General features: G+C 64.4%; 18 protein-coding genes. 3 read left to right on the top strand and 15 right to left on the bottom strand.

What is annotated here, in order from left to right; translation table 11 throughout:
- The first annotated feature begins 319 nt into the window (after positions 1 to 319).
- On the top strand, positions 320 to 3,085 hold the full coding sequence (acnA, locus tag ABE493_RS09305; protein WP_346498649.1) for an aconitate hydratase AcnA: 2,766 nt from the start codon (positions 320 to 322) through the stop codon (positions 3,083 to 3,085).
- A gap of 253 nt (positions 3,086 to 3,338) precedes the next feature.
- On the opposite strand, the gene ABE493_RS09300 is transcribed toward acnA, so the two are convergent.
- Positions 3,339 to 3,788: a nuclear transport factor 2 family protein gene (locus ABE493_RS09300; RefSeq protein ID WP_346498648.1), complete on the bottom strand. Its 450-nt coding sequence runs from the start codon at positions 3,786 to 3,788 to the stop codon at positions 3,339 to 3,341.
- Positions 3,789 to 3,893: 105 nt separating this feature from the next.
- On the opposite strand from ABE493_RS09300, the gene ABE493_RS09295 reads away from it, so the two are divergent.
- Positions 3,894 to 5,576: a long-chain fatty acid--CoA ligase gene (locus ABE493_RS09295; RefSeq protein ID WP_346498647.1), complete on the top strand. Its 1,683-nt coding sequence runs from the start codon at positions 3,894 to 3,896 to the stop codon at positions 5,574 to 5,576.
- A 331-nt stretch (positions 5,577 to 5,907) separates the two neighbouring features.
- On the opposite strand, the gene ABE493_RS09290 is transcribed toward ABE493_RS09295, so the two are convergent.
- The 11 genes from ABE493_RS09290 to hisS form a co-directional block, all read right to left on the bottom strand.
- Positions 5,908 to 7,431 carry a calcineurin-like phosphoesterase C-terminal domain-containing protein gene (locus ABE493_RS09290; protein WP_346498646.1) on the bottom strand — a complete coding sequence of 508 codons (1,524 nt, stop codon included), beginning with the start codon at positions 7,429 to 7,431 and terminating at the stop codon, positions 5,908 to 5,910.
- 210 nt (positions 7,432 to 7,641) lie between these two features.
- Positions 7,642 to 8,280 carry a bifunctional phosphoribosyl-AMP cyclohydrolase/phosphoribosyl-ATP diphosphatase HisIE gene (gene hisIE, locus ABE493_RS09285; protein WP_346498645.1) on the bottom strand — a complete coding sequence of 213 codons (639 nt, stop codon included), beginning with the start codon at positions 8,278 to 8,280 and terminating at the stop codon, positions 7,642 to 7,644.
- Complete coding sequence (gene hisF / locus ABE493_RS09280; protein ID WP_346498644.1) at positions 8,270 to 9,046, bottom strand: imidazole glycerol phosphate synthase subunit HisF; 777 nt, start codon at positions 9,044 to 9,046, stop codon at positions 8,270 to 8,272. The genes hisIE and hisF overlap by 11 nt, the downstream gene beginning before the upstream one ends.
- Positions 9,040 to 9,774 carry a 1-(5-phosphoribosyl)-5-[(5-phosphoribosylamino)methylideneamino]imidazole-4-carboxamide isomerase gene (gene hisA, locus ABE493_RS09275; protein WP_346498643.1) on the bottom strand — a complete coding sequence of 245 codons (735 nt, stop codon included), beginning with the start codon at positions 9,772 to 9,774 and terminating at the stop codon, positions 9,040 to 9,042. The genes hisF and hisA overlap by 7 nt, the downstream gene beginning before the upstream one ends.
- Positions 9,771 to 10,370 (bottom strand): imidazole glycerol phosphate synthase subunit HisH, encoded by a 600-nt coding sequence (hisH, locus tag ABE493_RS09270; RefSeq protein ID WP_346498642.1) that lies wholly within the window; start codon positions 10,368 to 10,370, stop codon positions 9,771 to 9,773. The genes hisA and hisH overlap by 4 nt, the downstream gene beginning before the upstream one ends.
- The gene (gene hisB / locus ABE493_RS09265) at positions 10,367 to 11,440 is read right to left on the bottom strand and encodes a bifunctional histidinol-phosphatase/imidazoleglycerol-phosphate dehydratase HisB (RefSeq protein WP_346498641.1); all 1,074 of its coding nucleotides are present in this window, start codon (positions 11,438 to 11,440) and stop codon (positions 10,367 to 10,369) included. The genes hisH and hisB overlap by 4 nt, the downstream gene beginning before the upstream one ends.
- The gene (gene hisC, locus ABE493_RS09260; RefSeq protein ID WP_346498640.1) at positions 11,437 to 12,519 is read right to left on the bottom strand and encodes a histidinol-phosphate transaminase; all 1,083 of its coding nucleotides are present in this window, start codon (positions 12,517 to 12,519) and stop codon (positions 11,437 to 11,439) included. Before hisC ends, hisB begins: the two co-directional genes overlap by 4 nt.
- Positions 12,516 to 13,811 (bottom strand): histidinol dehydrogenase, encoded by a 1,296-nt coding sequence (gene hisD, locus ABE493_RS09255; protein ID WP_346498639.1) that lies wholly within the window; start codon positions 13,809 to 13,811, stop codon positions 12,516 to 12,518. Before hisD ends, hisC begins: the two co-directional genes overlap by 4 nt.
- Complete coding sequence (gene hisG, locus ABE493_RS09250; protein ID WP_346498638.1) at positions 13,808 to 14,719, bottom strand: ATP phosphoribosyltransferase; 912 nt, start codon at positions 14,717 to 14,719, stop codon at positions 13,808 to 13,810. The genes hisD and hisG overlap by 4 nt, the downstream gene beginning before the upstream one ends.
- A gap of 9 nt (positions 14,720 to 14,728) precedes the next feature.
- The gene (locus tag ABE493_RS09245; RefSeq protein ID WP_346498637.1) at positions 14,729 to 15,055 is read right to left on the bottom strand and encodes a YerC/YecD family TrpR-related protein; all 327 of its coding nucleotides are present in this window, start codon (positions 15,053 to 15,055) and stop codon (positions 14,729 to 14,731) included.
- A gap of 471 nt (positions 15,056 to 15,526) precedes the next feature.
- Entirely contained in the window at positions 15,527 to 16,936 is a 1,410-nt protein-coding gene (gene hisS, locus ABE493_RS09240; protein WP_346498636.1) for a histidine--tRNA ligase, read from the bottom strand.
- A 110-nt stretch (positions 16,937 to 17,046) separates the two neighbouring features.
- Here hisS and ABE493_RS09235 point away from each other — a divergent pair, with 110 nt between their 5' ends.
- Positions 17,047 to 17,805, top strand: a complete 759-nt coding sequence (locus tag ABE493_RS09235; RefSeq protein WP_346498635.1) for a Crp/Fnr family transcriptional regulator — start codon at positions 17,047 to 17,049, stop codon at positions 17,803 to 17,805.
- A gap of 268 nt (positions 17,806 to 18,073) precedes the next feature.
- Here ABE493_RS09235 and thrC read toward each other — a convergent pair whose 3' ends face one another.
- The 3 genes from thrC to thrA all read right to left on the bottom strand — a co-directional run bounded on the left by thrC (position 18,074) and on the right by thrA (position 22,894).
- Positions 18,074 to 19,369, bottom strand: coding sequence for a threonine synthase (gene thrC, locus ABE493_RS09230; RefSeq protein WP_346498634.1), 1,296 nt, complete (start codon positions 19,367 to 19,369; stop codon positions 18,074 to 18,076).
- Positions 19,370 to 19,448: 79 nt separating this feature from the next.
- Positions 19,449 to 20,393, bottom strand: a complete 945-nt coding sequence (locus tag ABE493_RS09225) for a homoserine kinase (protein ID WP_346498633.1) — start codon at positions 20,391 to 20,393, stop codon at positions 19,449 to 19,451.
- Complete coding sequence (gene thrA, locus ABE493_RS09220; protein WP_346498632.1) at positions 20,390 to 22,894, bottom strand: bifunctional aspartate kinase/homoserine dehydrogenase I; 2,505 nt, start codon at positions 22,892 to 22,894, stop codon at positions 20,390 to 20,392. Before thrA ends, ABE493_RS09225 begins: the two co-directional genes overlap by 4 nt.
- Between the last annotated feature and the right edge of the window lie 50 nt (positions 22,895 to 22,944).

The following is a 22,944-nucleotide window of genomic DNA, read 5'->3' as shown; positions in this document are numbered from 1 at the left end:
GGTAGAGCCCCAGCCGAGCATGGCTCGGCACTACACGTGCAGCCTGTGCCGAGCATTGCTCGGCACGACATATTAAAGCCTGTGCCGAGCGTGGCTCGGCACAGCCGCTGCTGCTTGTACCCCTCACCTCACTCAACACCGGCGCATGTACATGGGCGCAACATGCCGTTGCCTAAACTGGCCCCAGCCGCCGTGCGCCGGAAGGTGGGTGCTTCGTCCATACTCGGATGGCATTCACTGACAGGGCCCATGGCTCTGCAAAGCCCGCGCGATGCCCACGCACCGCCGCAAGCCATCTGCACCAAGAGGAGTCAGCCATATGAGCGATACATTCTCCACCCGTAGCCAACTGGAGGTTGGCGGCCAGCAGTACACGTACTGCAGCCTTCCCAAGCTCAGCGAGAAGTTCGACATCTCCCACCTTCCCTATTCGATGAAGATCCTGCTGGAGAACCTGCTCCGGCACGAGGACGGCGGCCAGACCGTTGGCCCGGACCACATCGAAGCGGTAGCCCGCTGGAACCCCAAGGCCGAGCCCGATACCGAAATCGCCTTCATGCCGGCCCGCGTCGTACTGCAGGATTTCACCGGCGTGCCCTGCGTGGTTGACCTGGCCGCAATGCGCGATGCGGTGACCAAGCTGGGCGGCAATGCCGCACAGATCAACCCGCTGATCCCCTCCGAGCTGGTCATCGACCACTCCGTGCAGGTGGACGTGTTCGGCCGCCCCGATGCGCTGGACCTCAACGGCAAGATCGAATTCGAGCGCAACCAGGAGCGCTACAGCTTCCTGCGCTGGGGCCAGAAGGCCTTCGAGAACTTCAAGGTGGTGCCGCCGAACACCGGCATCGTCCACCAGGTGAACCTGGAAAACCTCGCCCGCGTGGTGATGGAGCGGCAGATCGACGGCACCAACTGGGCCTTCCCGGACACCGTGTTCGGCACCGACTCGCACACCACCATGATCAACGGCATCGGCGTGCTGGGCTGGGGCGTGGGTGGCATCGAGGCCGAGGCCGCGATGCTGGGCCAGCCCTCGTCTATGCTGATCCCGCAGGTGGTGGGTTTCAAGCTGACCGGCAAGCTGCCCGAAGGCACCACCGCCACTGATCTGGTGCTGACCGTCACGCAGATGCTGCGCAAGCTCGGCGTGGTCGGCAAGTTCGTCGAGTTCTACGGCGAGGGCCTGCAGCATCTGCCATTGGCCGACCGCGCCACCATTGCCAACATGGCCCCGGAATACGGCGCCACCTGCGGCATTTTCCCGATCGATGCCGAGTCACTGACCTACCTGCGCCTGTCCGGCCGCAGCGAGGCGCAGATCAACCTGGTCGAAGCCTATGCCAAGGCCCAGGGCCTGTGGCACGACGCCAACAGCGCGCATGCGCAATACAGCGCCACGCTGGAACTGGACATGGCCGACGTCAAACCGTCGATGGCCGGCCCCAAGCGCCCGCAGGACCGCGTGCTGCTGGAAGACGTGCACAGCAACTTCGCCGAGGCCCTGACCACCCTCACAGCCAACCGTAAATCCAAGGTTGGCTGCGCGGTGCAGGAGTTCGACGAGGAAGGTGGCGATCAGCCGCAGGCCAAGCGCCTGGCAGCCAAGCCCATCTCCAAGATCCGCATCAACGACGAAGACACCGAACTGTCCGACGGCTCGGTGGTGATCGCCGCCATCACCTCGTGCACCAACACCTCCAACCCGGCGGTGATGCTGGGCGCCGGCCTGCTCGCGCGCAATGCCGCGCGCATCGGCCTGAAGGCCAAGCCGTGGGTGAAGACCTCGCTCGGCCCAGGCTCGCGCGTGGTTACCGACTATCTTGAAAAGGCCGGCGTGCTGACCGACCTGGAGAAGCTGGGCTTCTTCGTCGTCGGCTACGGCTGTACCACCTGTATCGGCAACTCCGGCCCGCTGCCGGAAGCCGTGTCCGCCGGCATCGCCGAGAACGAACTGGTGGTGGCGTCGGTGCTGTCCGGCAACCGCAACTTCGAAGGCCGCGTGCACCCGGAAGTGAAGGCCAACTACCTGGCCTCGCCGCCGCTGGTGGTGGCCTATGCCATTGCCGGCACGGTCAACATCGACCTGACCAAGGAACCGCTTGGCAAGGGCAGCGATGGCAAGGATGTCTACCTGCGCGACATCTGGCCGAGCAACAAGGAAATCGGCGACACCATCGCCGCCACCGTCGGCCCGGAGATGTTCAAGCAGAACTACGCCGATGTGTTCAAGGGCGACAGCCGCTGGGCGCAGATCGAATCGCCGGAAGGCCAGGCCTATGCCTGGAGTGGCGACTCGACCTACATCAAGAACCCGCCCTACTTCGACGGCATGACCATGCAGGTCGGCAACATCAGCGACATCCACGGCGCACGGGTAATGGGCTTGTTTGGTGACTCGATCACCACCGACCATATTTCCCCGGCCGGCAACATCAAGAAGGATTCGCCGGCAGGCCGCTTCCTGCAGTCGCGCGGCGTGCAGCCGGCCGACTTCAACAGCTACGGCAGCCGTCGCGGCAACGACGATGTGATGGTGCGCGGCACCTTCGCCAACATCCGCATCAAGAACCTGATGTTTGGCGGTGAAGAAGGTGGTAATACGCTGTATTACCCACCGGGCAGCAGCACCGGCGAGAAGCTGGCCATCTACGACGCGGCGATGAAGTACAAGGCCGATGGCGTGCCGCTGGTGGTGATGGCGGGCAAGGAATACGGCACAGGCTCCTCGCGTGACTGGGCGGCCAAGGGCACCAACCTGCTGGGCGTCAAGGCGGTCATCGCCGAGAGCTTCGAGCGCATCCACCGCTCCAACCTGGTCGGCATGGGCGTGCTGCCGCTGCAGTTCCATGACGGCGAGAACGCCCAGACCCTGGGCCTGGATGGCTCCGAAGTGTTCGACATCACCGGCCTGGACGACGGCAAGGCCAAGCGCGCCACCGTCACCGCCACCAAGGCCGACGGCAGCAAGAAGGTGTTCACCACCAAGGTATTGCTGCTCACGCCGAAGGAAGTGGAGTACTTCCGCAATGGTGGCCTGCTGCAGTACGTGCTGCGGCAGTTGGCGGCGAAGAAGGTCGCTTGATTTGCTGCGTTGAGTGTTGAACATAAAGAACGCCCCTTTTGGGGCGTTTTTTTTGGCGGGAGGGCTGGAGTTTTTACAGCCAGAGTAACAGCACCCCTCCCCAGCCCTCCCCTTGGCTACGCCAAAGGGAGGGGGCAGAGCTGCAGCCTCGCTTGTCTCCCTCCCTTTGGCGTAACCAAGGGGAGGGTTGGGGAGGGGTGCCTTCAAGCTCCAAGGCTTCAAAACCCTCAACCACCCAACGTGCCGCCAAATCTCACCCATCCCCACCCACCGGCTCCCAATCCGCGCTGTACACCTGCCACTCCCCGTCCTGCTCACGCCAGCCGGTAACTACTTCCTGCATCTGCCCGCGCTCAGGCAGCAGCCCGCGATTGCCGCCAGTCAACAACACAGTGAAGCGCACGGTTGCGGTTCCACCCTCGCCCATCTCCACCCGCAACGGTCCGGTCTGGATACCCACCTTGGCATTGAGCAGCAGCTGCCCTTTCAGCAACCGCTCCAGGCCAGGCCGGTCCAAACCGCCATTACCAACGAAATCCACGGCGACCGCATCCATGAAGTCACCCGGCCTGCCCGCCTCGACGTTTTCCTGCATTGCAGCAAAAGTTGTACGCAGGCGCTGCTCCGGCGGCTCACGGCCACAAGCGGCCAGCAAAAGCATGATCACCGCACAAAGCATGCAGTTGAAGACTGATCGGATCATCTATCCCTTCGCCTTTTCAATTCGGAACGGTATGCTGGCAACAATAACGCCGGCGCCCGCGAAACGGGCCTGACCACTAGAACATCCCATTTCCTGGAGGGGAAGATGACTCAAGAACGTCCTTGGCTGCAGAGCTACCCGGCTGGCGTACCAGCTGAAATCGACGTCAACGAATTCCACTCCGTCGCCGACGTCTTCAATGCCTCGGTTACCAAGTTCCGTGATCGCCCGGCCTATTCCAACTTCGGCAAGGTCCTGACCTATGGCGAAGCCGACGTGCTGGTCACCCAGTTCGCCGCCTACCTGCTGGGCGAGCTGCAGCTGAAGAAGGGCGACCGCGTTGCGATCATGATGCCCAACTGCCTGCAGTACCCGATTGCCATCTTCGGCATCCTGCGCGCTGGCCTGACCGTGGTGAACGTCAACCCGCTGTACACCGCGCGTGAGCTCAAGCATCAGCTGGTGGATGCCGGCGTCGCCGTGCTGCTGGTGGTCGACAACTTCGGCGATACCGTGCAGCAGGTGATTGCCGATACGCCGGTCAAGCAGGTCATCACCACCGGCCTGGGCGACATGCTCGGCTTCCCCAAGGGCGCCATCGTCAACTTCGTACTGAAGTACGTGAAGAAGATGGTGCCGGATTACGATCTGCCCAACGCCATCCGCTTCAAGGATGCGTTGAACCTTGGCAAGCGCCACAGCATGCCGGTGGTTGAAGTCGACCACGAAGACATCGCCTTCCTGCAGTACACCGGCGGTACCACCGGCGTGGCCAAGGGTGCGATGCTGACCCACCGCAACCTGATCGCCAACATGCAGCAGGCCTCGGCCTGGATCAGCGCCTCGGGCGTCAAGCCCGGCGAGGAAGTGATCATCACCGCGCTGCCGCTGTACCACATCTTCGCGTTGACGGCGAACGGCCTGGTCTTCATGAAGCTCGGCGGCCTGAACTACCTGATCACCAACCCGCGTGACATGAAGGGCTTCGTCAAGGAGCTGAAGAACAACCGCTTCACCGCCATCACCGGCGTCAACACCTTGTTCAACGGCCTGCTCAATACCGAAGGTTTCGATGAGGTCGACTTCTCCAATTTGAAGGTCGCGCTCGGTGGCGGCATGGCTGTGCAGCGCGCCGTTGCCGACAAGTGGAAGAAGGTCACCGGCGTCACCCTGGTGGAAGCCTACGGCCTGACCGAAACCTCGCCGGCGGCCTGCATCAATCCGCTGGACCTGAAGGAATACAACGGTGCCATCGGCCTGCCGATTCCCTCCACCGACGCCTGCGTCAAGAACGACGACGGCCAGATGGTGGCAATGGGCGAAGTGGGCGAGCTGTGCATCCGCGGCCCGCAGGTGATGAAAGGCTACTGGCACCGCCAGGACGAGACCGACAAGGTCATGGACGCCGAAGGCTGGCTGCATACCGGCGACATGGCGCGGATGGACGAGAACGGCTTCTTCTATATCGTCGACCGCAAGAAGGACATGATTCTGGTCTCCGGCTTCAACGTCTACCCGAATGAAATCGAAGACGTGCTGGCGATGATGCCGGGCATTCTGGAAGTGGCTGCCGTTGGCGCACCCAACGAGAAGTCGGGCGAAGTGGTGAAGGTGGTCATCGTAAAGAAGGACCCCAACCTCACCGAGGAGCAGGTGAAGGAATTCGCCCGCGCCAACCTCACCGGCTACAAGCACCCGCGCATCGTCGAGTTCCGAAAGGAACTGCCCAAAACCAACGTCGGCAAGATCCTGCGCCGCGAACTGCGCGACGCCAAGCCGGAAGCTTGATTCCGGCGGCCTGACACAGGCTGCGTGACACCCACAAACCTCCCTGGCAACAGGGAGGTTTTTTTATGCATCTTCAGCGCGACAACATCAGCATGTAGGAGCGGCGTAAGCCGCGAAGCTCATGGATTGTCAGGCTGCAGAAATCTCTGGCCGCCAAGCACCGCGAGCTTCGCGGCTGACGCCGCTCCTACAAAAAAACAGCCGGCCACCCCGCAATGTGGGAGCGGCGTAAGCCGCGAAGCTCGTAGATTTTCAGGTTGCCGAAATTTGGGGCCGCGAAGCATTGTCAGCTTCGCGGCTTACGCCGCTCCTACAACAACGGCGCTTGCCGTTACGGCGTAGCGCTTTGCAGCCGGTAGCTGGCCTGGCTGCGGTACTCCACGCCATTCAACACGGTACGTACTTCCACCGCATGTTCGCCTTCGGCGAGCTTGGTCGGCAATGCAGCGCGCCACAGATGGCTGGATGGCACGGCTTCCGGCGAACGGTCGTAGCCACGTAGCTCACTGGCCAGATCATCGGCGATGTTTTCCACCAACAAGCGCGGATCAGCCTGCTTGACCTGCTTCATCGCCTGCCATTCACCGCCATCGACGCGGAACTCCACCGGCAAGCCCTCGTAGCCCATGAACACATTGGCGTAGATGCCCCAGGCCGGGTACGCGCCCTGTCGCAGCACCTTGGGTGCATGCAACGCGATCTGCTGGTCGGCCGGGGCGCGGGCAACGCGGTACTCGACGCTGTACTGGCCCTGCGGGCGGATGTTGAGCAAGCCATAACCATTGGGAGTGCCGTCCGCCATGGTGGTATCCGGAATGCCCTGCGCATCCTTCACCCCCGACCAGAAGGCACCGCAGGCTGCGCCGACATTGTATTCGTGCAGCGGCTTGGCACCGTTCCAACCGTCCTGCGCTCCCCAGAACTTCTGGCTCTGGTTGTGGGTGTGGCCACTGACGATCAAGGGGTGCGGCAGCTGCTCCAGCAGCTTGAACAGCCGGGCCCGGTCTTCGGCGCGATAGACGTGGTCGAACAGCGGGATATGGAAGCCGAGCACCACCAGTTTGTCCTTCGGGACGGTTGGCAGGTAGGCCTCAAGGAAGGCGAATTGATCCTCGCGCAGGCCGCCGATATAGGCGGGCTTCTGCCCGGGCTGGGCGAGGATGTCGTCCATTCCGATGAAGACCATCGACGCCTCTTCCCAGGCATAGGTATCCGGGCCCAGCGCACGATGGTAGCTGTCCAGCGAGTTGGCATCGCTGCTGGCTGCCAGATCCATGTCGTGGTTGCCCGGTACGTGCAGCCACGGCACGCCCAGCGAGGTGACCGCCTTGGTCAACGCCGGGTACAGAGCGGGGTCATCGTTGGTGATATCGCCCAGGGTCATGCCCAGGCGCGCCTGATGTTTGCCGCGCAGCGGTTCGATGATGTCGCGCTCGAAGTAGCTCACGTCCAGCGCGTTGCTGGTCTGGCTGTCAGCTACAAGCAAGGCCTGGAAGCTGCTGGGTGCGTTCTTGTCCGGCGTCAGCGCGAACGGGCGGCACTGCGCATCGCCCTCGCCCGTCTGCGGCCGCCAGATATCCGGCAGGCCATCGGCGCGCTTTGCAGCGCTATAGCCGGCCGGCTTGATGAGGAAGACATTCGGCTGGCTGGATGCGGGCAGCTGATAGCGGCCGTCCTTGCCGGTGCTGACAATATGCTCGCCATCGGAGACGCGGATGTCCGCCAAGGGCTTCTCGCCTGCGTCCTGCTGACCATTGCCGTTGCGGTCGAGGAAGACCGCACCTTCAAGGCACGAAGCGCTGGCAGCAAACGGCGCGCAGGCCAGCAGCACGGCGGTCAGCAGGGATGGGCGCATGGGTTCCTCGGCAACGATGGGCAGGTGCCCATTATCGCCGCGGGATGCTGCAAAGGCATTGCGGCAGGTGGCGGGCGGCACCAGCGATACCTGTAGAGCCGAGCCATGCTCGGCTGGGCATACCGGTACAGCCCCTTGCCGAGCAAGGCTCGGCACTACAGAGAACCCCTGTAAAGCCCCTTGCCGAGCATGGCTCGGCACTACAGTTGCTCAGCTGGCGGCTTTTTCTGCGGCCTTGGCGTGGCGGTCTTCCAGCACGGCGATGGCATCGTCCAGCGACAGGCCACGGGCGCGCAGCAATACGATCAGGTGGAACAGCAGATCCGCCGATTCGCCCAGCAGTTCGTCGTCACGCTGTACGACCCCGGCGAGAGCCGTTTCCACGCCCTCTTCGCCCACTTTCTGCGCGATATGGCGTGCGCCTTTCTCGAACAACTTGGTGGTGTAACTGTTGAGCGGGCGATCATGCTCGCGCTGCTTGATCAAGGCATCCAGCGCACCGAGGAAATTGCCCGGCGCCGCGCTGAAGCAGCTGCTGCTGCCGGTATGGCAGGTCGGGCCGTGCGGGCGCACGGTGACCAGCAGCGTGTCGTTGTCGCAATCGCTGCGGATATCGACCAGATCCAGGTGATTGCCCGAGGTCTCGCCCTTCATCCACAGGCGCTTCTTGCTACGGCTGAAGAAGGTGACCTTGCCGCTGGCGCGGGTGGTGTCCAGCGCCTCGCGGTCCATATAGCCCAGCATCAGCACGCGCAGCGTGGCCTGGTCCTGGATGATGACAGGCATCATCCCGTTGACCTTGTCCCAGTCCAGTGCGGCCGGATCAACCGGTTTGAATTCAGTAGACATCCCTAACCTCGATTTGTTGTTCGCGCAGGAACTGCTTCAGTTCCGGAATTGCAATGGCGCCGGAATGGAAAACACTGGCAGCCAAAGCCCCGTCAACGTCAGCCTGTACGAATACATCGGCGAAATGCTGCGGCGTGCCCGCGCCGCCAGAGGCGACCAACGGAACCGTGCACAGCGCCCGGGCCTGGCGCAACTGTGCGATATCGTACCCCTTGCGCACCCCGTCGCTGTCCATGCAGTTCAGCACTATTTCACCTGCGCCGTGAGCCTGTACTTCACGCACCCAGTTCAAGGTCAGCCGGGCCTCGGCGCGGGTCTTGCTCGGATCGCCGGTATACGAGCGCACCCGCCACTGCCCGTCGGGCTCGGCGATGGAGTCGATGCCGACCACCACGCATTGCTGGCCAAACGCCTCGGCCAGCTCGGCAATCAGGTGGGGGCGTTCAAGCGCCGGAGTATTGATTGAAATCTTGTCGGCACCGGCATTGAGCACGGCACGTGCGGTTTCCACATCACGGATGCCGCCGGCCACGCAGAACGGAATATCGATCAGCCGCGCCACCCTTTCGATCCAGGCGCGGTCCACCGAACGGCCTTCCGGGCTGGCGGAAATGTCATAGAACACCAGTTCGTCAGCGCCCTGGTCGCGGTAACGCAGTGCCAGTTCGGTGATATCGCCCATGTCGATGTGGTCGCGGAACTTGACGCCCTTGACCACCCGCCCTTCGCGCACGTCCAGACAGGGAATGATGCGACGGCTCAACATGACAAGGCCTCGTCCAGTTGCAGGCGCCCTTCCAGCAGCGCCTTGCCCAGTACCGCACCGCCGCAGCCGGCGGCCTTGGCAGCGCGGATGTCCGCAGCATCACGCACACCGCCGGAAGCCTGCACGGCAACACCAGGCAGCAGCTTGGCCAGGTGCGCGTAGAGCTCCACATTCGGGCCGGACAGCATGCCGTCGCGGGAAATATCGGTGCATAACAGGTGCTTCATGCCTGCCTGCGCGTAGCGGCTGGCCAGCGCATCCAGGGTGACATCAGCGGTTTCGGTCCAGCCGTGTACCGGCAGGCGCCAGACGCCGTCTTCGCCCTGCCGGGTATCCAATGCAATGGTCAGCCGCTCGGCACCAAACTCGGCCAGCCATGCCAGCACCTGCTCAGGCTCACGCACCGCCAGCGAGCCGATCACCACGCGGCTGGCGCCTGCATCAAGGATGCGGGCGACGTCATCGCGGCCACGCACGCCGCCGCCGGTCTGCACCTTCAACGCGGTGGTCGAGGTTATCTGTTGCAGCAACGGCGCCAGTGTGTAGCCGCCGGCCTTGGCCGCATCCAGATCGACCAAATGCATCCAGCTGGCGCCGGTGGCAGCAAATACCTGCGCACGCGGCAGGGCGTCGTCGCCGTAGGTGGTCTGCTTGGCATAGTCGCCCTGCAGCAGGCGCACTACACGGCCGTCACGGATATCCAGCGCGGGGTAAACGGTAAAGCTCATGCGGCGATCTCAAGAAAGTTCTGCAGAATGCGTGCGCCCGGGCCGGCCGAACGCTCGGGGTGGAACTGCGCGCCGCACAAACGGCCCCGCTGTACCACCGCAGTAAACAGGCCCCCGTGGTGGCAGGCGGCAACCGTGTCGGAGGTGACCGGTGCTGCATAGCTGTGCACGAAGTAAGCACTGGAACCGAGCGGCACGCCATCAAGCAGGGGCGACTCACGCAGCGCCAGCAGCTTGTTCCAACCCATATGCGGCACGCGTACGCCCACACCAGGGTGCAGGCGGCGGACGATGCCCGGCAGCAGTCCCAGGCATTCCACATCGCCCTCTTCCGAGCGCTCGAACAGCAACTGCATGCCCAGGCAGATGCCGATCAACGGCACCTGCAGCTCGCGCAGCGGTTGCACCAGGCCCTGTGCATGCAGGCGCCGCATACCCTCGGCTGCAGCCCCCACACCTGGCAGTATCACCCGCTCCAGACCGACCAGATCGCCCGCTTCGCGCACCATCTGCACCTCGACCTGCAGCCGCTCCAATGCATAGCGCACCGAGCCCAGATTGGCACCACCGGCATCAACCAGACCGACCTTGCTCACAAGGCCCCCTTGGTGGACGGCAGCTCGGTGCCTTCCTTGCGGATGGCCTGGCGCAGTGCGCGGGCCAGTGCCTTGAAGCAGGCTTCTACCTTGTGGTGGTCGTTCTCGCCTTCCACCTTGAGGTTGAGGTTCAGCCCGCTGGCATCGCATAGCGAACGGAAGAAATGCGGCACCAGCTCGGTCGGCATGTCACCCACGCGCTCGCGCTTGAATTCGCCATCGAACACGAAGTACGGCCGGCCACTGAAATCCAGCGCGGCGCTGGCCAGGGTTTCATCCATTGGCAAAGTAAAGCCGTAGCGGCCGATGCCGCGCTTGTCGCCCAGCGCCTCGCGCAATGCCTGGCCCAGCGCAAGGCCGGTGTCTTCGATGGTGTGGTGTTCGTCGATATGCAGGTCGCCCTTGGCTTCCACCTCCAGCGCGAAACCGCCATGGCGGCCGATCTGGTCCAGCATGTGGTCGAAGAATGGGAGGCCGGTATTGATCCTGGAGCTGGCCACCTTGTCCAGGTCGACGAAGACACGGATCTGGGTTTCCTTGGTATCGCGCTGCACGGTGGCGCGGCGCGGGGCGTCGGCCAACTCGTGGGCAATCGCGTCCCAGTCCCACTCGCCGCCGAATTGTTCGGTGCGCAGCTGGAAGCCACGGATCTTCATGTTGTCGGCGAACTGGATGTCGGTCGGGCGATCACCCACCATGCCCGAACGCGCCCAGTCGATGCTGCGGTCCTGCAGGTAGGGCACCATCATGCCGATGCCCGGTTTGCGGTTGGGGCTGTTGTCCTGCGGCCAGCTCGGGTCGATCAGCACGTCGCGGAAGCGGATGCCCTGGCTGGCGAAGATCTGCAGCATCAGGTCATTGGGGCCGTCAAAACTGGCCTGCGGATAGCCTTCGCCGCCCAGCCCGTCCTGGTTGGAGACGATGACGAACTGGTAGCCGGCATCCCGCAGCTTGAGCATGGCCGGGATCACGTTCTTGACGAAGCGGATCTTCTCGTAGGCGTCGATCTGGAAGTCGGCCGGCTCCTCGATCAGGGTGCCATCGCGATCGACAAACAGGATGGGGGTCATGCGGACGGCTCCAGCGTGGCAAGTGCGTCAAGGACGCGGTCGTTTTGTTCGGGGGTGCCCAAGGTGATACGCAGGGCGTCGTGCAACTGCGGCGCGGCACGCTGATCGCGCACCACCACGCCAGCTTTCAGCAAGGCCTGGAAGGCCGCTTCGGCATCGTTGAAGCGCACCAGCAGGAAGTTCGCATCCGAGCCATAAACATGGCGTACACAGCGCAGCAGCGACAAAGCAATGCGCAGGCGGTCGCGTTCACTGCGTACGGTGGCGATACGTGCCCGGGTCTGCACCAGCGCGGCGGCGTCCAAGCCTGCAAGTGCAAGCGTGGAGCACGGCGTGGGGATCGGATACGGCGCCTGGCAGCAGCGCAGCACGCTGACCAGCGCCGCATCGGCAATCACGCAGCCAATGCGTGCGGCCGCCAGCGCATGCGCCTTCGACAAGGTTCGCAGTACGGCGACATTGTCGAACCGCGTCATAAGGCTGGTGGCAGAGGGTTCATCGGCAAATTCGGCATAGGCTTCGTCCACCACCACCAAGGCTTGGCCGCGCAGCGCCTGGGCCACGGTTTCGACCTGATCCAACGTGATGCTCAGGCCGCCGGGATTGGAAGGTGAGCACAGGAACACCAGCTTGGCGCTGCCCTGCTTCGCCGTGGCGATGATGCGATCGATATCCGGCACCAAGCCTGCCTCGGTGTCGAGCAGCGGCACTTCCAGCGCCGCCGCGTTCTGCAGCCGTGCACTGACTGCGTACATGCCGAACACCGGTGGCGTGTACAGCACCGCATCGCGGCCGGGTACGCACAGGGCGCGCACCAGCAGATCGATGGCTTCATCACTGCCGCGACCGATCAACAACTGTTCGGGCTGGCAGCCATAAAGGCTGGCCAGCCGCTCGCGCAGCGCCTGCGGTTGCGGGTCGGGATAACGGCGGCAACTGGCCTGGGTGTCGCCTGGATTGCCCCACGCCGATTCATTGGCATTGAGCCAGATTTCGCCCTGCAGCTTGGCGCTGCGCGCAGACGAGTAACCACCGAAGTCACGCAGATCATCGCGGACCAGATCAAGCAAGCTGCTCACGGCGCAACCCCCAGCCGCAGTGCAACCGCGTTGGCATGCGCACCCAGGCCCTCGGCGCGCGCCATGGTCAGCGCACACGGGCCGATGGCGGCGATACCGGCGCGGCTGGCAGCCTGCACGCTGATCTGGTTCTGGTAACTGGCCACGCTGACGCCGCTGTAGGCGCGGGCAGCACCGGCAGTGGGCAACACGTGGTTGGTGCCGGAGCAGTAGTCACCCAGTGCCTCAGGCGTGTAATCACCCAGGAATACCGAACCAGCGGCTTCCACCTTGTCCAGCCACTGGCGCGGCTCGCGCAGGGCCAGGATCAGGTGTTCAGGCGCATAGCGATTGGAAATTTCAAATGCCTGCGCGATCGATTCAACCTTGACCAGCAACGAGGCCGTCAATGCCTGGCGGGCGATGGACTCACGCGCGAGCTGCGCGACCTGTGCTTCCACTTCGTCCTGCACGGCGGCAATCATTGAGACGTCATCGCACAGCAGCAGTACCTGCGAATCGGGGCCGTGCTCGGCCTGCGACAGCAGGTCGGCGGCAACGAAGGCGGCGTTGGCGCCGGCATCGGCGATCACCAGCACTTCCGATGGGCCGGCCGGCATGTCGATGGCAGCGGCGCCGGACTGGGCAACCTGCTGCTTGGCCTCGGTCACGAAGCTATTGCCCGGCCCGAAAATCTTGTCGCAGGCCGGGACCGATTCGGTGCCATATGCCATGGCGGCAATGGCCTGCGCACCACCGATCTTGAACACGCGGTGCACGCCAGTCAGGCGCGCGGCCACCAATACGGCCGGATCGGCAGTGCCGTCCTTGCGTGGCGGCGTGCACAGCACCACTTCGCGACAGCCGGCCAGCTTGGCCGGCACGCCCAACATCAGTGCGGTTGAAGGCAACGGTGCGCTGCCTGCTGGCACATACAGGCCCACGCGGGAGATCGGGCGGATGACCTTTTCGCAGACCACGCCCGGCGCGGTTTCCACGCTATAGGGCTGGGCCATGCCGGCGCGGTGGAAGCGGTCGATGCGATCGGCAGCCTGCTGCATGGCGATGCGCAGTTCCGCCGGCACCGCCAGCTCGGCGGCGGCAAATTCGGCTTCGCCGACTTCAAAGCGCTCCGGCGCGATGCCGTCGAAACGCTCGGTGATTTCACGCAATGCGGCGTCGCCACGGCTGCGTACCTGCTCGATCAGGCCAGCGACCGAATCGCGGGTCTGGGCGGCAACGGTCTGCACCGGGCGGGTCAATGCACGCCCCTGTGCATCGGCGTCGAGCGCGTTCCAATCGAGGATGTTCATACCAGCGACTTCTCCACCGCCAATACCATCAGGCCTTGGGCACCGGCACGTTCCAGTTCTTCCAGGCGCTGCCAGCTGAGCGCACCGCTGCACATGGTCTGCAGGCGCACCGCACCACCCTGCCCCGGCAGCCGCAGCAGCGGCTCGGCGTCGGGCAGCAGACTGGCCAGCGCTTCCACGCGGTCTTCGCTGGCGCTGAACATCAGCAGCTTCTGGTCCTGCACCTTGCTCAGCCCATCCAGACGACGCAGCAGCATCGCCATCAGGCCGGCGCGGGCGTCATCCAACTCCCGGACCGGGCCAGCCAGCACGGCCTCGCTTTCAAGCAACACTTCCACCGGCTTGAGCTGGTTGGCGGCCAGCGTGGCGCCGCTGGAGACCAGATCGCAGATCAGCTCGGCGGTGCCCAGCTTCGGCGCGATTTCCACCGAACCGGACAGCTCGACGACCTGCGCATCCACGCCCTTTTCCTTCAGCCATGCGGCCAGGATGGCCGGGTAGCTGGTGGCGATGCGCTTGCCCTGCAGCATCTGCACGCCCTGCCAATCCCATTCTTCCGGCACCGCGATCATCAGCCGGCAGGAACCGAAGCCGAGGCCGCGCAAGGGCTGGTAGGCATCCGGCAGGCCGATCTGGCGGCGCGCCTTGGCCTGCTCGTCCAGTTCGTTCAGGCCAACCACGCCCAGATCGCAGACACCGTCGGCGATCAGCCCCGGGATGTCGTCGTCGCGCACCAGCAGCAGGTCCACCGGCAGCGATTCGCCGAAGCAGAACAGCTTGTCGCGGCTCTGCCGCCAGCTCAGACCACAGGCCGCCAACAAGCTGCGCGCGGGGTCGGCCAAGCGGCCGCTTTTCTGGATGGCGATACGCAGCCGGTCACGTGCCGGGGCGGTGGTTGAAGCACTCATGCGGTTATCTCAGTTGGATTCGGTTTTGCGCGTGGCGAGGCGTTCGATGGCGGCGGCATAGCCACCGGCACCGTGCTCGAGCGAGCGCGCGACCCGGCCGATGGTGGTGACGCTCACCCCGGTCAGGTCGTAGATCTCACGGTAGGGGACGCCCTTGCGCAGCAGCGGCACCACCCGCCAGCGGTCCGCCATGGCTTCCAGCTCGGCTGGTGTGCACAGATCGCGCAGGAAGGCCTGCACATCCTGCGGCTTGTCCAAAGCGGCCAAAGCACGTGCCAGCGCCTTCAATGGGGCGTCGGAGGGCTTTTCGCGTTCAATGTCGGGACGTGGCTTCATCATGCATCAATGTAATAGCGTGCTAATACATTAGTGCGAAACAGGCCCCGAGTCAAACCCGCTGGCCCGTAGTGCCGAGCCATGCTCGGCTGGGGGTTTACCGGGAAGGCTTCTGCCCAAACATGCTCGGCTGAGGCATTACCGGGAAGGCTTCTGCCGAGCATGGCTCGGCTCTACAAGGGTTCGCGTGTGGGCGCGGTGTCAGCCGCCTGCTGCTATCGCGAAAGGCTTACCCCTCCCCAGCCCTCCCCTTCGCTGCGGGAAAAGGGAGGGGGCAGAAGCAGTAGTGCCGAGCCATGCGCGGCTGGGGCTTGCCCGGTAACGCCCCTTGCCGAGCATTTTTTGGGCCTGCGTTTGGGGGGGGGGGGGGTGGCCTTTTCCCCCCGCGTGCGGAGGAGGCCCCCCCACTACCTCGCTGGCCGCCTTCATCGCGAAGGCATAAAAAAAGCCCCGCTATGCGGGGCTTTTCAATCAGCGCGCCATTGCGCGGGTCTGTTCCAGCTCTACCTGGAGGGTAGATGCAAGTTCATCCCTGGCTACTTCGAACTGCTGTTCACGCAGCAGGTCCTTGACCGCAACCACCCCACGCGCCAACTCATCCTCACCGGCCAGCACCACGAAGCGGATGCCTGCCTTGGCGGCGTACTGGAACTGCTTGCCGATCTTCTTCGGCTCCATCTGCACTTCGGTATTGATGCCGCCAGCACGCAGGCGGCGGGCGATATCCAGCGACTGCGGCATGGCCGCCTCGTCCATCAAGGCCACCATCGCGTGCACGCTGCTTTCGGCGATGCCATCGATCAGATTGGCCTCGCGCAACTGCCAGAACAGGCGGGTCAGGCCAATGGAAATGCCCACGCCCGGCAGCTTGGACTTGGTGTAGTGGCTGGCCAGGTCCTCGTAGCGGCCGCCCGAGCAGATGGAGCCGATCTGCGGGTGGTCGACCAGGCTGGTCTCGTAAACCGTGCCGGTGTAGTAGTCCAGGCCGCGGGCGATGGAGAAATTCAGGCAATAGGCGGTTTCCGGCACGCCCAGCGCCTTCACCAGCTCAAGCACTTCACGCAGCTCGGTTGCACCGGTGCGCAGCGACTCGCTGGCCGATTCCCCGGCCGCCGCCAACACCGCGTCGATCTGCGCCAGCGCATCGGCGTGCGAGCTGGAGCGCACTTCGACAAAGGACAGGATGCGCTCAACCGCATCGGCAGGCAGACCGAAATCCGGGCCAACCAGGGTCTCACGCACGTAGTCGGGGCCACGCTTGTCGAGCTTGTCGACCTCGCGCAGCACCAGCGCCTGCTGCTCGGCATCCACCACGCCCTGCGCTTCAAAGAAACCGCGCATCAACTTGCGGTTGTTCAGCTGCACGGCAAAGTTGCCGATGCGCAGCTCGGAGAACACCGCATGGATCACCGCCAGCACCTCGGCGTCGTAGCGGATGCTCAAGCTGTCCTTGCCGATCACATCGACGTCGCACTGATAGAACTCGCGGAAGCGGCCGCGCTGGGCACGCTCACCCCGGTAGACGCGCTGCATCTGATAGCGGCGGAACGGGAAAGTCAGGTCATGCTCGTGCTCGGCCACGTAACGGGCCAGCGGCACGGTCAGGTCGAAACGCAGCGCCATTTCCGGCAGCCCGCCCTTGTCGGCCGATTCGGCGGCATTGGCCAGCGCACCGGTGGACTGCACGAAATACACCTGGCGCTCGGTCTCGCCGCCGGACTTGGTCAGCAATACATCGGACAGTTCAAACACCGGGGTCTCCACCGGCAGGAACCCGAAGCGCTCGTAATTGCGGCGGATGACGTCCAGCATGCGCTGGAACGCGATCTGCTCGCGCGGCAACAATTCCATGATGCCGGGCGGGGTACGGGGCTTGATCACGGGCAAAACTCCTGCAACTCAATGTGGGAAACGATTGCCAATTCTAGCCGCACACCGCCCGTCTGGCCGCATGAAGTATCATTTAGGACAACTTCTCGCCCATCCAAGACATGTCCCGGCCAGCCCAAGGCACCGAGCAATCCCCCGTTTCGTCCATTGCGGCAGAAGGCAATGGCGGGCGCGAGTGCCTGCAATGCTCGGTCCGTCACCTGTCGGTGTGCTCGGCCCTGTCCTGTGATGAAGTACATGCGCTGGAGCAGATCACCGTCTCCACTGCAGTGGCAATGGGCACTACGCTGGCCCGTGCCGGCGAGCCGCGCACTTATGTCTATACAGTAACCGAGGGCGCGCTGCGCCTGGTCCGGACCCTGGCCGATGGCCGCCGGCAGGTGAACGGCTTCGTTCTGCCAGGTGATTACCTGGGGCTCAGTGGCAGCGATCACCACCGTTACGACATCGAGGCAATTGCGGACAGCCGCGTCTGCCGGGTGCCGACCACACAGATGCGCGACCTGCGCCAACGCTACCCACACCTGGAGCGCAAGCTGTTACAGCGCGCCTGCCAGGAACTGGACGCCGCACAGGACAATGCACTGGCGCTGGCTCGTCTGCAGCCACCGGAACGGCTGGCGGATTTCCTCCTGCGTTTGGCCGCACGCGAGGTCACCTTGAATGGCCGCAGCAGCAACCGGGTCTCGTTGCCGATGGGCCGCGGCGATATCGCCGACCATCTCGGCCTGACCATGGAAACGGTGAGCCGCACATTCACCAAGCTGCGCCAGCAGGGCCTGATCGCTCTGCCCCACCTGAATGTGGTGGAGATACTGGATTTCGCCGAGTTGCAGCAGCTGGCCAACGACGAGTTCTGACTCAGAAGCTGATCACCTGATCACCTGTAGAGCCGAGCCATGCTCGGCCGATGCGTTACCGGTAACGCCTCTGCCGAGCATGGCACGGCACTACAAATGCGGTTGAGGCTTGTCTGTGGGAGCGGCGTCAGCCGCGAAGCTGGTGCATTTCCAGATTGCAGAAGGTGCTGGCCGCGAAGCGATGCGGGCTTCGCGGCTTACGCCGCTCCTGCATCTGGTCTATCGGTGACGCCCCTGCCGAGCGTGGCTCGGCACTACGGGCGGTGGGTTACAGCAGTTTTTCGCGCAGGGCGGTGTATGCCGGGGCGCAGGGTTCGGCATGGGCCGGGCGCTGGAGCAGTTCGGCCAGGGCTGGCGGCATCTCTACCTCGCGGCCTATCAGCGGCTCGACTACGGATTCGAACTTGGCCGGGTGTGCGGTCGCCGCAACCGCCCAATGTTCGTTGGCTGCCGCATTGCCACTGGCGCGCAGCTGCTCCAGCACATGCACCGCCGTTGCGGTGTGCGGACAGAACACTTCACCATGATCACGATAGCGCGCAGCAATCGTGTCGCGGATGGTGGCGTCGCTCACCGCCTGCGCGGTGAATGCCGTGCGCAAGGCCGCATCATCGCCCCTGTACAGCCAACGCAGCCGCTCGAAGTTGCTCGGAGCGCCAACGTCCATGGCGTTGGCCAAGGTGGCAACGCTGGCCTTGGGCGTGTAGTCGGCGCCACTGAAGTAATCCGGCAACACACGATTTGCATTGGTCGCCAATACGATCCGCCCCAATGGCACACCCAGCGCTCGCGCCATCACCGCCGCCATCGCGTTGCCCAGGTTGCCGGTGGGAATGACGAAGTTCAGCACGCCGCCGTGCACGGCCCGATGGCTTAGCGCCGCATGCGCGTAATAGCTCATCTGCGGCAGCAATCTGCCCAGGCTGATGCTGTTGGCCGAGCTCAACGGCACACGTGCCTGCAGCTCGGTGTCGCCCAGCGCCTGCTTGGCCATGGCCTGGCAATCATCAAACGATCCGGCCACGCGCAGTGCGCGGATATTGCCACCCAGGCAACCCAGCTGATGCGCCTGCCGCGGCGATACGCGCCCATCCGGGTACAGCACCACCACTTGCAGATTGGGCTGGTTATGGAAGGCCGCCGCGACCGCGGCGCCGGTATCACCGGAGGTCGCAACCACGATCGTCAGCGGCCGCTCCTGCCCTGCCCGCACACGCGAAAGGCTGGCCGCGAGGAAGCGCGCACCGAAATCCTTGAACGCTGCAGTGGGGCCGTGAAACAGCTCCAGCACATGATCATTGGGCGTAGCCAAGGCCTGCAGCGGCGCTGGGAAATCAAAAGCCTCGGCGCAGATCGCCGGCAGTTCTGGCGCCAATGCATCGGCTGCGAAGAACGGCTGCAGCAGCTCGGCAGCGCTCGCCGCCAGCGTAGCGCCGGGCTGCAGGGTGCGTGCTGCAGGCATCTGCTGCGGCACGTACAGGCCACCGTCCGGTGCCAACCCGGCGGCGATGGCCTGGCTCAAGGTGACGGCGGGGGAAGCGTTGCGGGTGGAGATGAAGTTCATTCGAAAATCCGCGAAAGGGTTGAAGTGCTGCATGCGACGCAAGCGTAATGAGAGGCCGCGCACCCAGGCCGCTGCTGGCTCATAGCAAGCGTGCGCCGGGGCTGTTGACCGGGCTCACCCAGCTCTGGCTGTCGAATCCTGCCGCAGCAAATGCCGCCTGCACCTTGGGCGCGGCCGCAAGCGCGGTGTCAGGGTCCTCAAACCAGGCAAACACGCTGGGGCCGGCACCGGAGATGCTGGCGCCCATCGCCCCGCCTGCCAGCGCCGCCGCCTTGGCGGCATCAAAACCGATGATCAGCGGCGCACGCCGCGGCTCGATCAGCACGTCGGCCAGGCCAGCCCGCACCAAGGCGGCATCGCCGGCATGGCAACCAGCCAGCACCAAGGCCAGATTGCTGCTCTGTGCGACGAACTCCTTCAATGCATAACTTCCCTGCAAGGCGGCGCGGGCGCGGCGCGTTTCCAGCAAGGCGTCCGGATGCACCAGCAGGCTATGCCATTGTGCAGGCACCGGCACCGGCACCAGCCGCTCCAAAGTGGACAGCACCAAGCCGCCAAGAAACATCGGCCCCAGGTTGTCGCCGTGGCGGCTGCCACTGGCCACGGCTTCGCCTTCCAACGAATACAGATACAGCTGCTCGCGACTCAAAGGCACATCCAGCAGCGCATTGGCCGCCACCAGCGCGGCCACGCACGAGGCCGCCGACCCGCCCATTCCGGAACTGAGCGGAATGCCCTTGTCGATCTCCACTTCGAAGCCGTACGTCAGCCCCAACGCCTGGCGCAATGCGATCAATGCCGCACCGGCAGTATTGCTGGGTGCATCCAACGGCAGCTCCACCGCAGCGCCACGAATGGCGGCGATGCGCACTTCCGGCGCGTCTATGCGGCGTACGGTTACGGTGTCGCCGACATCCGGCACCGCATAACCGAGCAGATCAAAACCGACTGCCACATTGGCTACCGATGCCGGAGAGAACGCCCGTGCTTCACGCCGTCCTGAATCCTTCAAACCATCACTCACAATCGCGCTCCCTCGCCCGCTGCAACCCGCAGCACATCAGCAAACACACCGGCCGCCGTCACCTCCGGGCCTGCGCCCGGACCTTGCACCACCAAGGGGTTGTCGCAGTAGCGACGGGTGGTGAACTGCACGACATTGTCAGTCAGGCGCAGGTTGGCGAACGCATGGTCGCCCGGCAATTCAACCAGGCCCACGCTGGGCTGCTGGCCGGGCCTGAACTGGGCCACGTAGCGCAGCACGTTGCCGCGCGCCCGGGCTTCTTCCAAGCGCTGCGCAAAGCCGGCATCCACTTCGGACAGTCGCGCCATGAAGTCTTCAACACTGGCCTGCTGCAGCGCTGCCGGCACCAGACTTTCCACGGCCACGTCTTCAAGGCTCAGCGCGTAACCGGCCTCGCGCGCCAGGATGACCAGCTTGCGCGCCACGTCCACACCGGACAGATCATCGCGCGGATCCGGCTCGGTATACCCCATGCCGCGCGCCTGCGTGACCAGCTCGGAGAACGGTACGCTGCCATCGTATTTGTTGAACAACCACGCCAGCGTGCCGGAGAAAATGCCGGCTATCGCAGTCACTTCATCACCGGTATCAACGAGATCCCGCAAGGTGGTGATCACCGGCAGGCCAGCGCCCACCGTGGCCTCATAGCGGAAGCGCGCGCCGGTCGATGCGGCCGCCTCGCGGATGGCCTGATAGCGCGCCAATGGCCCGGAACCGGCCTGTTTGTTCGGCGTCACCACATGGATGCCCGCAGCCAGCCAGCCCGCGTAGCGGTCAGCCACTTCGGCGCTGCCACTGCAATCGATGATCAAGGTATGCGGCAGCCGCGCCGACAACAGATGCTCGGTGAACAGGTCCAGATCGTTGGGCAGCGCGGCCGAATCGAATGCCGCCTTCCAGTTGCCGTGCATGCCGCGCTGGTCGAGCACCATGCGGTTGCGCGAGGCTACCGCACGCAGACGCAAGTCCAGTTTCGCCCTGGCCAGCAGCGCCGCTTCGGACGCATACAGCTGCTCCAGCAAAGCCGCACCTACGTTGCCTGGCCCGATCACGCCTACCGAGAAGGTCTGCGGCGACAGCCAGAAACCGGCATGTGCAGCGCGCAAGGCCTTGGTAGCATCGCGCGCCTCGATCGCAACCGAGATATTGCGCTCGGACGAACCCTGCGCGATGGCGAGAATATTGACCTGGGCCCGGCCCAGCGCCTCGAACAGGCGTGCGGCCACGCCCGGCTGCCCGGCCATGCCGTCGCCGACCGCAGCGAGCACGCTCACCTGCTCGGTCAGCTGCACCCGCTGCACCTGGCCGGCCGCCAGCTCGTGAGAGAAGCCCTGCAACAAGGCATCGCGTGCGCGCTCGCACTCGGCCTGTTTGACCACGCAACAGATTGAATGTTCGGACGAGCCTTGCGAGATCATCACCACCGATACATGCGCATTGCGCAGCGCGGCGAAGACACGCTCGGCGGTGCCCGGCACACCCATCAGGCCGGTACCTTCCAGGTTCAGCACGGCCAGCTCCGAGCTCAGCGTCAAGCCTTTGATCGGGCCACTGCTGGAACTTTCGGCGGTGATGCGGGTACCCGGATGATCGGGCTGGAAGGTGTTGCGGATGATGATGGGCAGGCCACGTTCGATTGCCGGCGACATGGTCTGCGGATGCACGACCTTTGCACCGAAATACGCCAATTCGCAGGCTTCGTCATAGCTGAGCGCATCCAGCTGCACCGCTTCGGGCACCACCCGCGGGTCGGCCGAAAGCACGCCATCAACATCGGTCCAGATATGCAGCTCGTCGGCGGCAAACAAGGCAGCAAAGATAGCGCCGGAGAAATCACTGCCGTTGCGGCCCAGGGTGGTGATGTTGCCCTTGCGATCACGGGCGACAAAACCGGTCACGACCAATCGCCGCGCCGGGTGCGTTTCACGCCACAACGCCAGGTTGGCCGCGCTGGACTTCCAGTCCACATCCACACCCAGCTCGCCATGATTGACCACCAGCACATCGCGGGCGTCCAGTACATCAGCATCTTCGCCCAGGATCTGCAGGTGATGGCCCAACAGATGTGCGGAGAAAACCTCGCCCAGGCCCTGCACGCGGTCCAGCACTTCCTGCGGCAGCTCACCGATCACCGCCAATGCGGCAAGGATTTCGCGCAGACGTTCGAAACGCGCATCCAGCCATTCGATGGTCGCCCCGGAATGCTCGCCCAGCAGCGCAGCGGCCGCGCCGCGATGTCGCGCCCGCAAGTCGTGCCAGCGCTCATCCCAGGCGGGATCGGCGGCAGCTGCAGCCCTGGCCAGATCGATCAGCGCATCGGTCACGCCCTTCATTGCCGATACCACGGTCACCTGCTGCTGCTCGTCGCGGTCAAGCAGCAGCTTGGCGACATGGCGGTAACGCTCGGCGTCAGCGACGGACGTGCCGCCGAATTTGTGCACGACGGTACGGACGGCAGCGTCCGCGGCAGGATCGGCGAGTGGAGCAGCAACTGACGACATCGGAAGAACCTCGGCTGGAGGCCCCGACACGCATCTGGATGGAGTTCCCC

Source organism: Stenotrophomonas terrae (assembly GCF_039674165.1).
In the GTDB taxonomy this organism is placed as follows: domain Bacteria; phylum Pseudomonadota; class Gammaproteobacteria; order Xanthomonadales; family Xanthomonadaceae; genus Stenotrophomonas; species Stenotrophomonas terrae_A.
Note: the sequence above shows the minus strand (reverse complement) of the source record. Positions and strands in the feature narration are given on the sequence as shown.

What these genes read in the sequence shown, in the direction of transcription:
- acnA (WP_346498649.1), top strand. Translation starts at nt 320, where the DNA reads ATGAGCGATACATTCTCCACCCGTAGCCAACTGGAGGTTGGCGGCCAG.
- hisA (WP_346498643.1), bottom strand. Translation starts at nt 9,774, where the DNA reads ATGAGCTTTACCGTTTACCCCGCGCTGGATATCCGTGACGGCCGTGTA.
- ABE493_RS09290 (WP_346498646.1), bottom strand. Translation starts at nt 7,431, where the DNA reads ATGCGCCCATCCCTGCTGACCGCCGTGCTGCTGGCCTGCGCGCCGTTT.
- ABE493_RS09245 (WP_346498637.1), bottom strand. Translation starts at nt 15,055, where the DNA reads ATGAAGCCACGTCCCGACATTGAACGCGAAAAGCCCTCCGACGCCCCA.
- ABE493_RS09300 (WP_346498648.1), bottom strand. Translation starts at nt 3,788, where the DNA reads ATGATCCGATCAGTCTTCAACTGCATGCTTTGTGCGGTGATCATGCTT.
- ABE493_RS09295 (WP_346498647.1), top strand. Translation starts at nt 3,894, where the DNA reads ATGACTCAAGAACGTCCTTGGCTGCAGAGCTACCCGGCTGGCGTACCA.
- hisD (WP_346498639.1), bottom strand. Translation starts at nt 13,811, where the DNA reads ATGAACATCCTCGATTGGAACGCGCTCGACGCCGATGCACAGGGGCGT.
- ABE493_RS09235 (WP_346498635.1), top strand. Translation starts at nt 17,047, where the DNA reads ATGTCCCGGCCAGCCCAAGGCACCGAGCAATCCCCCGTTTCGTCCATT.
- thrC (WP_346498634.1), bottom strand. Translation starts at nt 19,369, where the DNA reads ATGAACTTCATCTCCACCCGCAACGCTTCCCCCGCCGTCACCTTGAGC.
- thrA (WP_346498632.1), bottom strand. Translation starts at nt 22,894, where the DNA reads ATGTCGTCAGTTGCTGCTCCACTCGCCGATCCTGCCGCGGACGCTGCC.
- hisB (WP_346498641.1), bottom strand. Translation starts at nt 11,440, where the DNA reads ATGACCCCCATCCTGTTTGTCGATCGCGATGGCACCCTGATCGAGGAG.
- hisIE (WP_346498645.1), bottom strand. Translation starts at nt 8,280, where the DNA reads ATGTCTACTGAATTCAAACCGGTTGATCCGGCCGCACTGGACTGGGAC.
- hisG (WP_346498638.1), bottom strand. Translation starts at nt 14,719, where the DNA reads ATGAGTGCTTCAACCACCGCCCCGGCACGTGACCGGCTGCGTATCGCC.
- hisF (WP_346498644.1), bottom strand. Translation starts at nt 9,046, where the DNA reads ATGTTGAGCCGTCGCATCATTCCCTGTCTGGACGTGCGCGAAGGGCGG.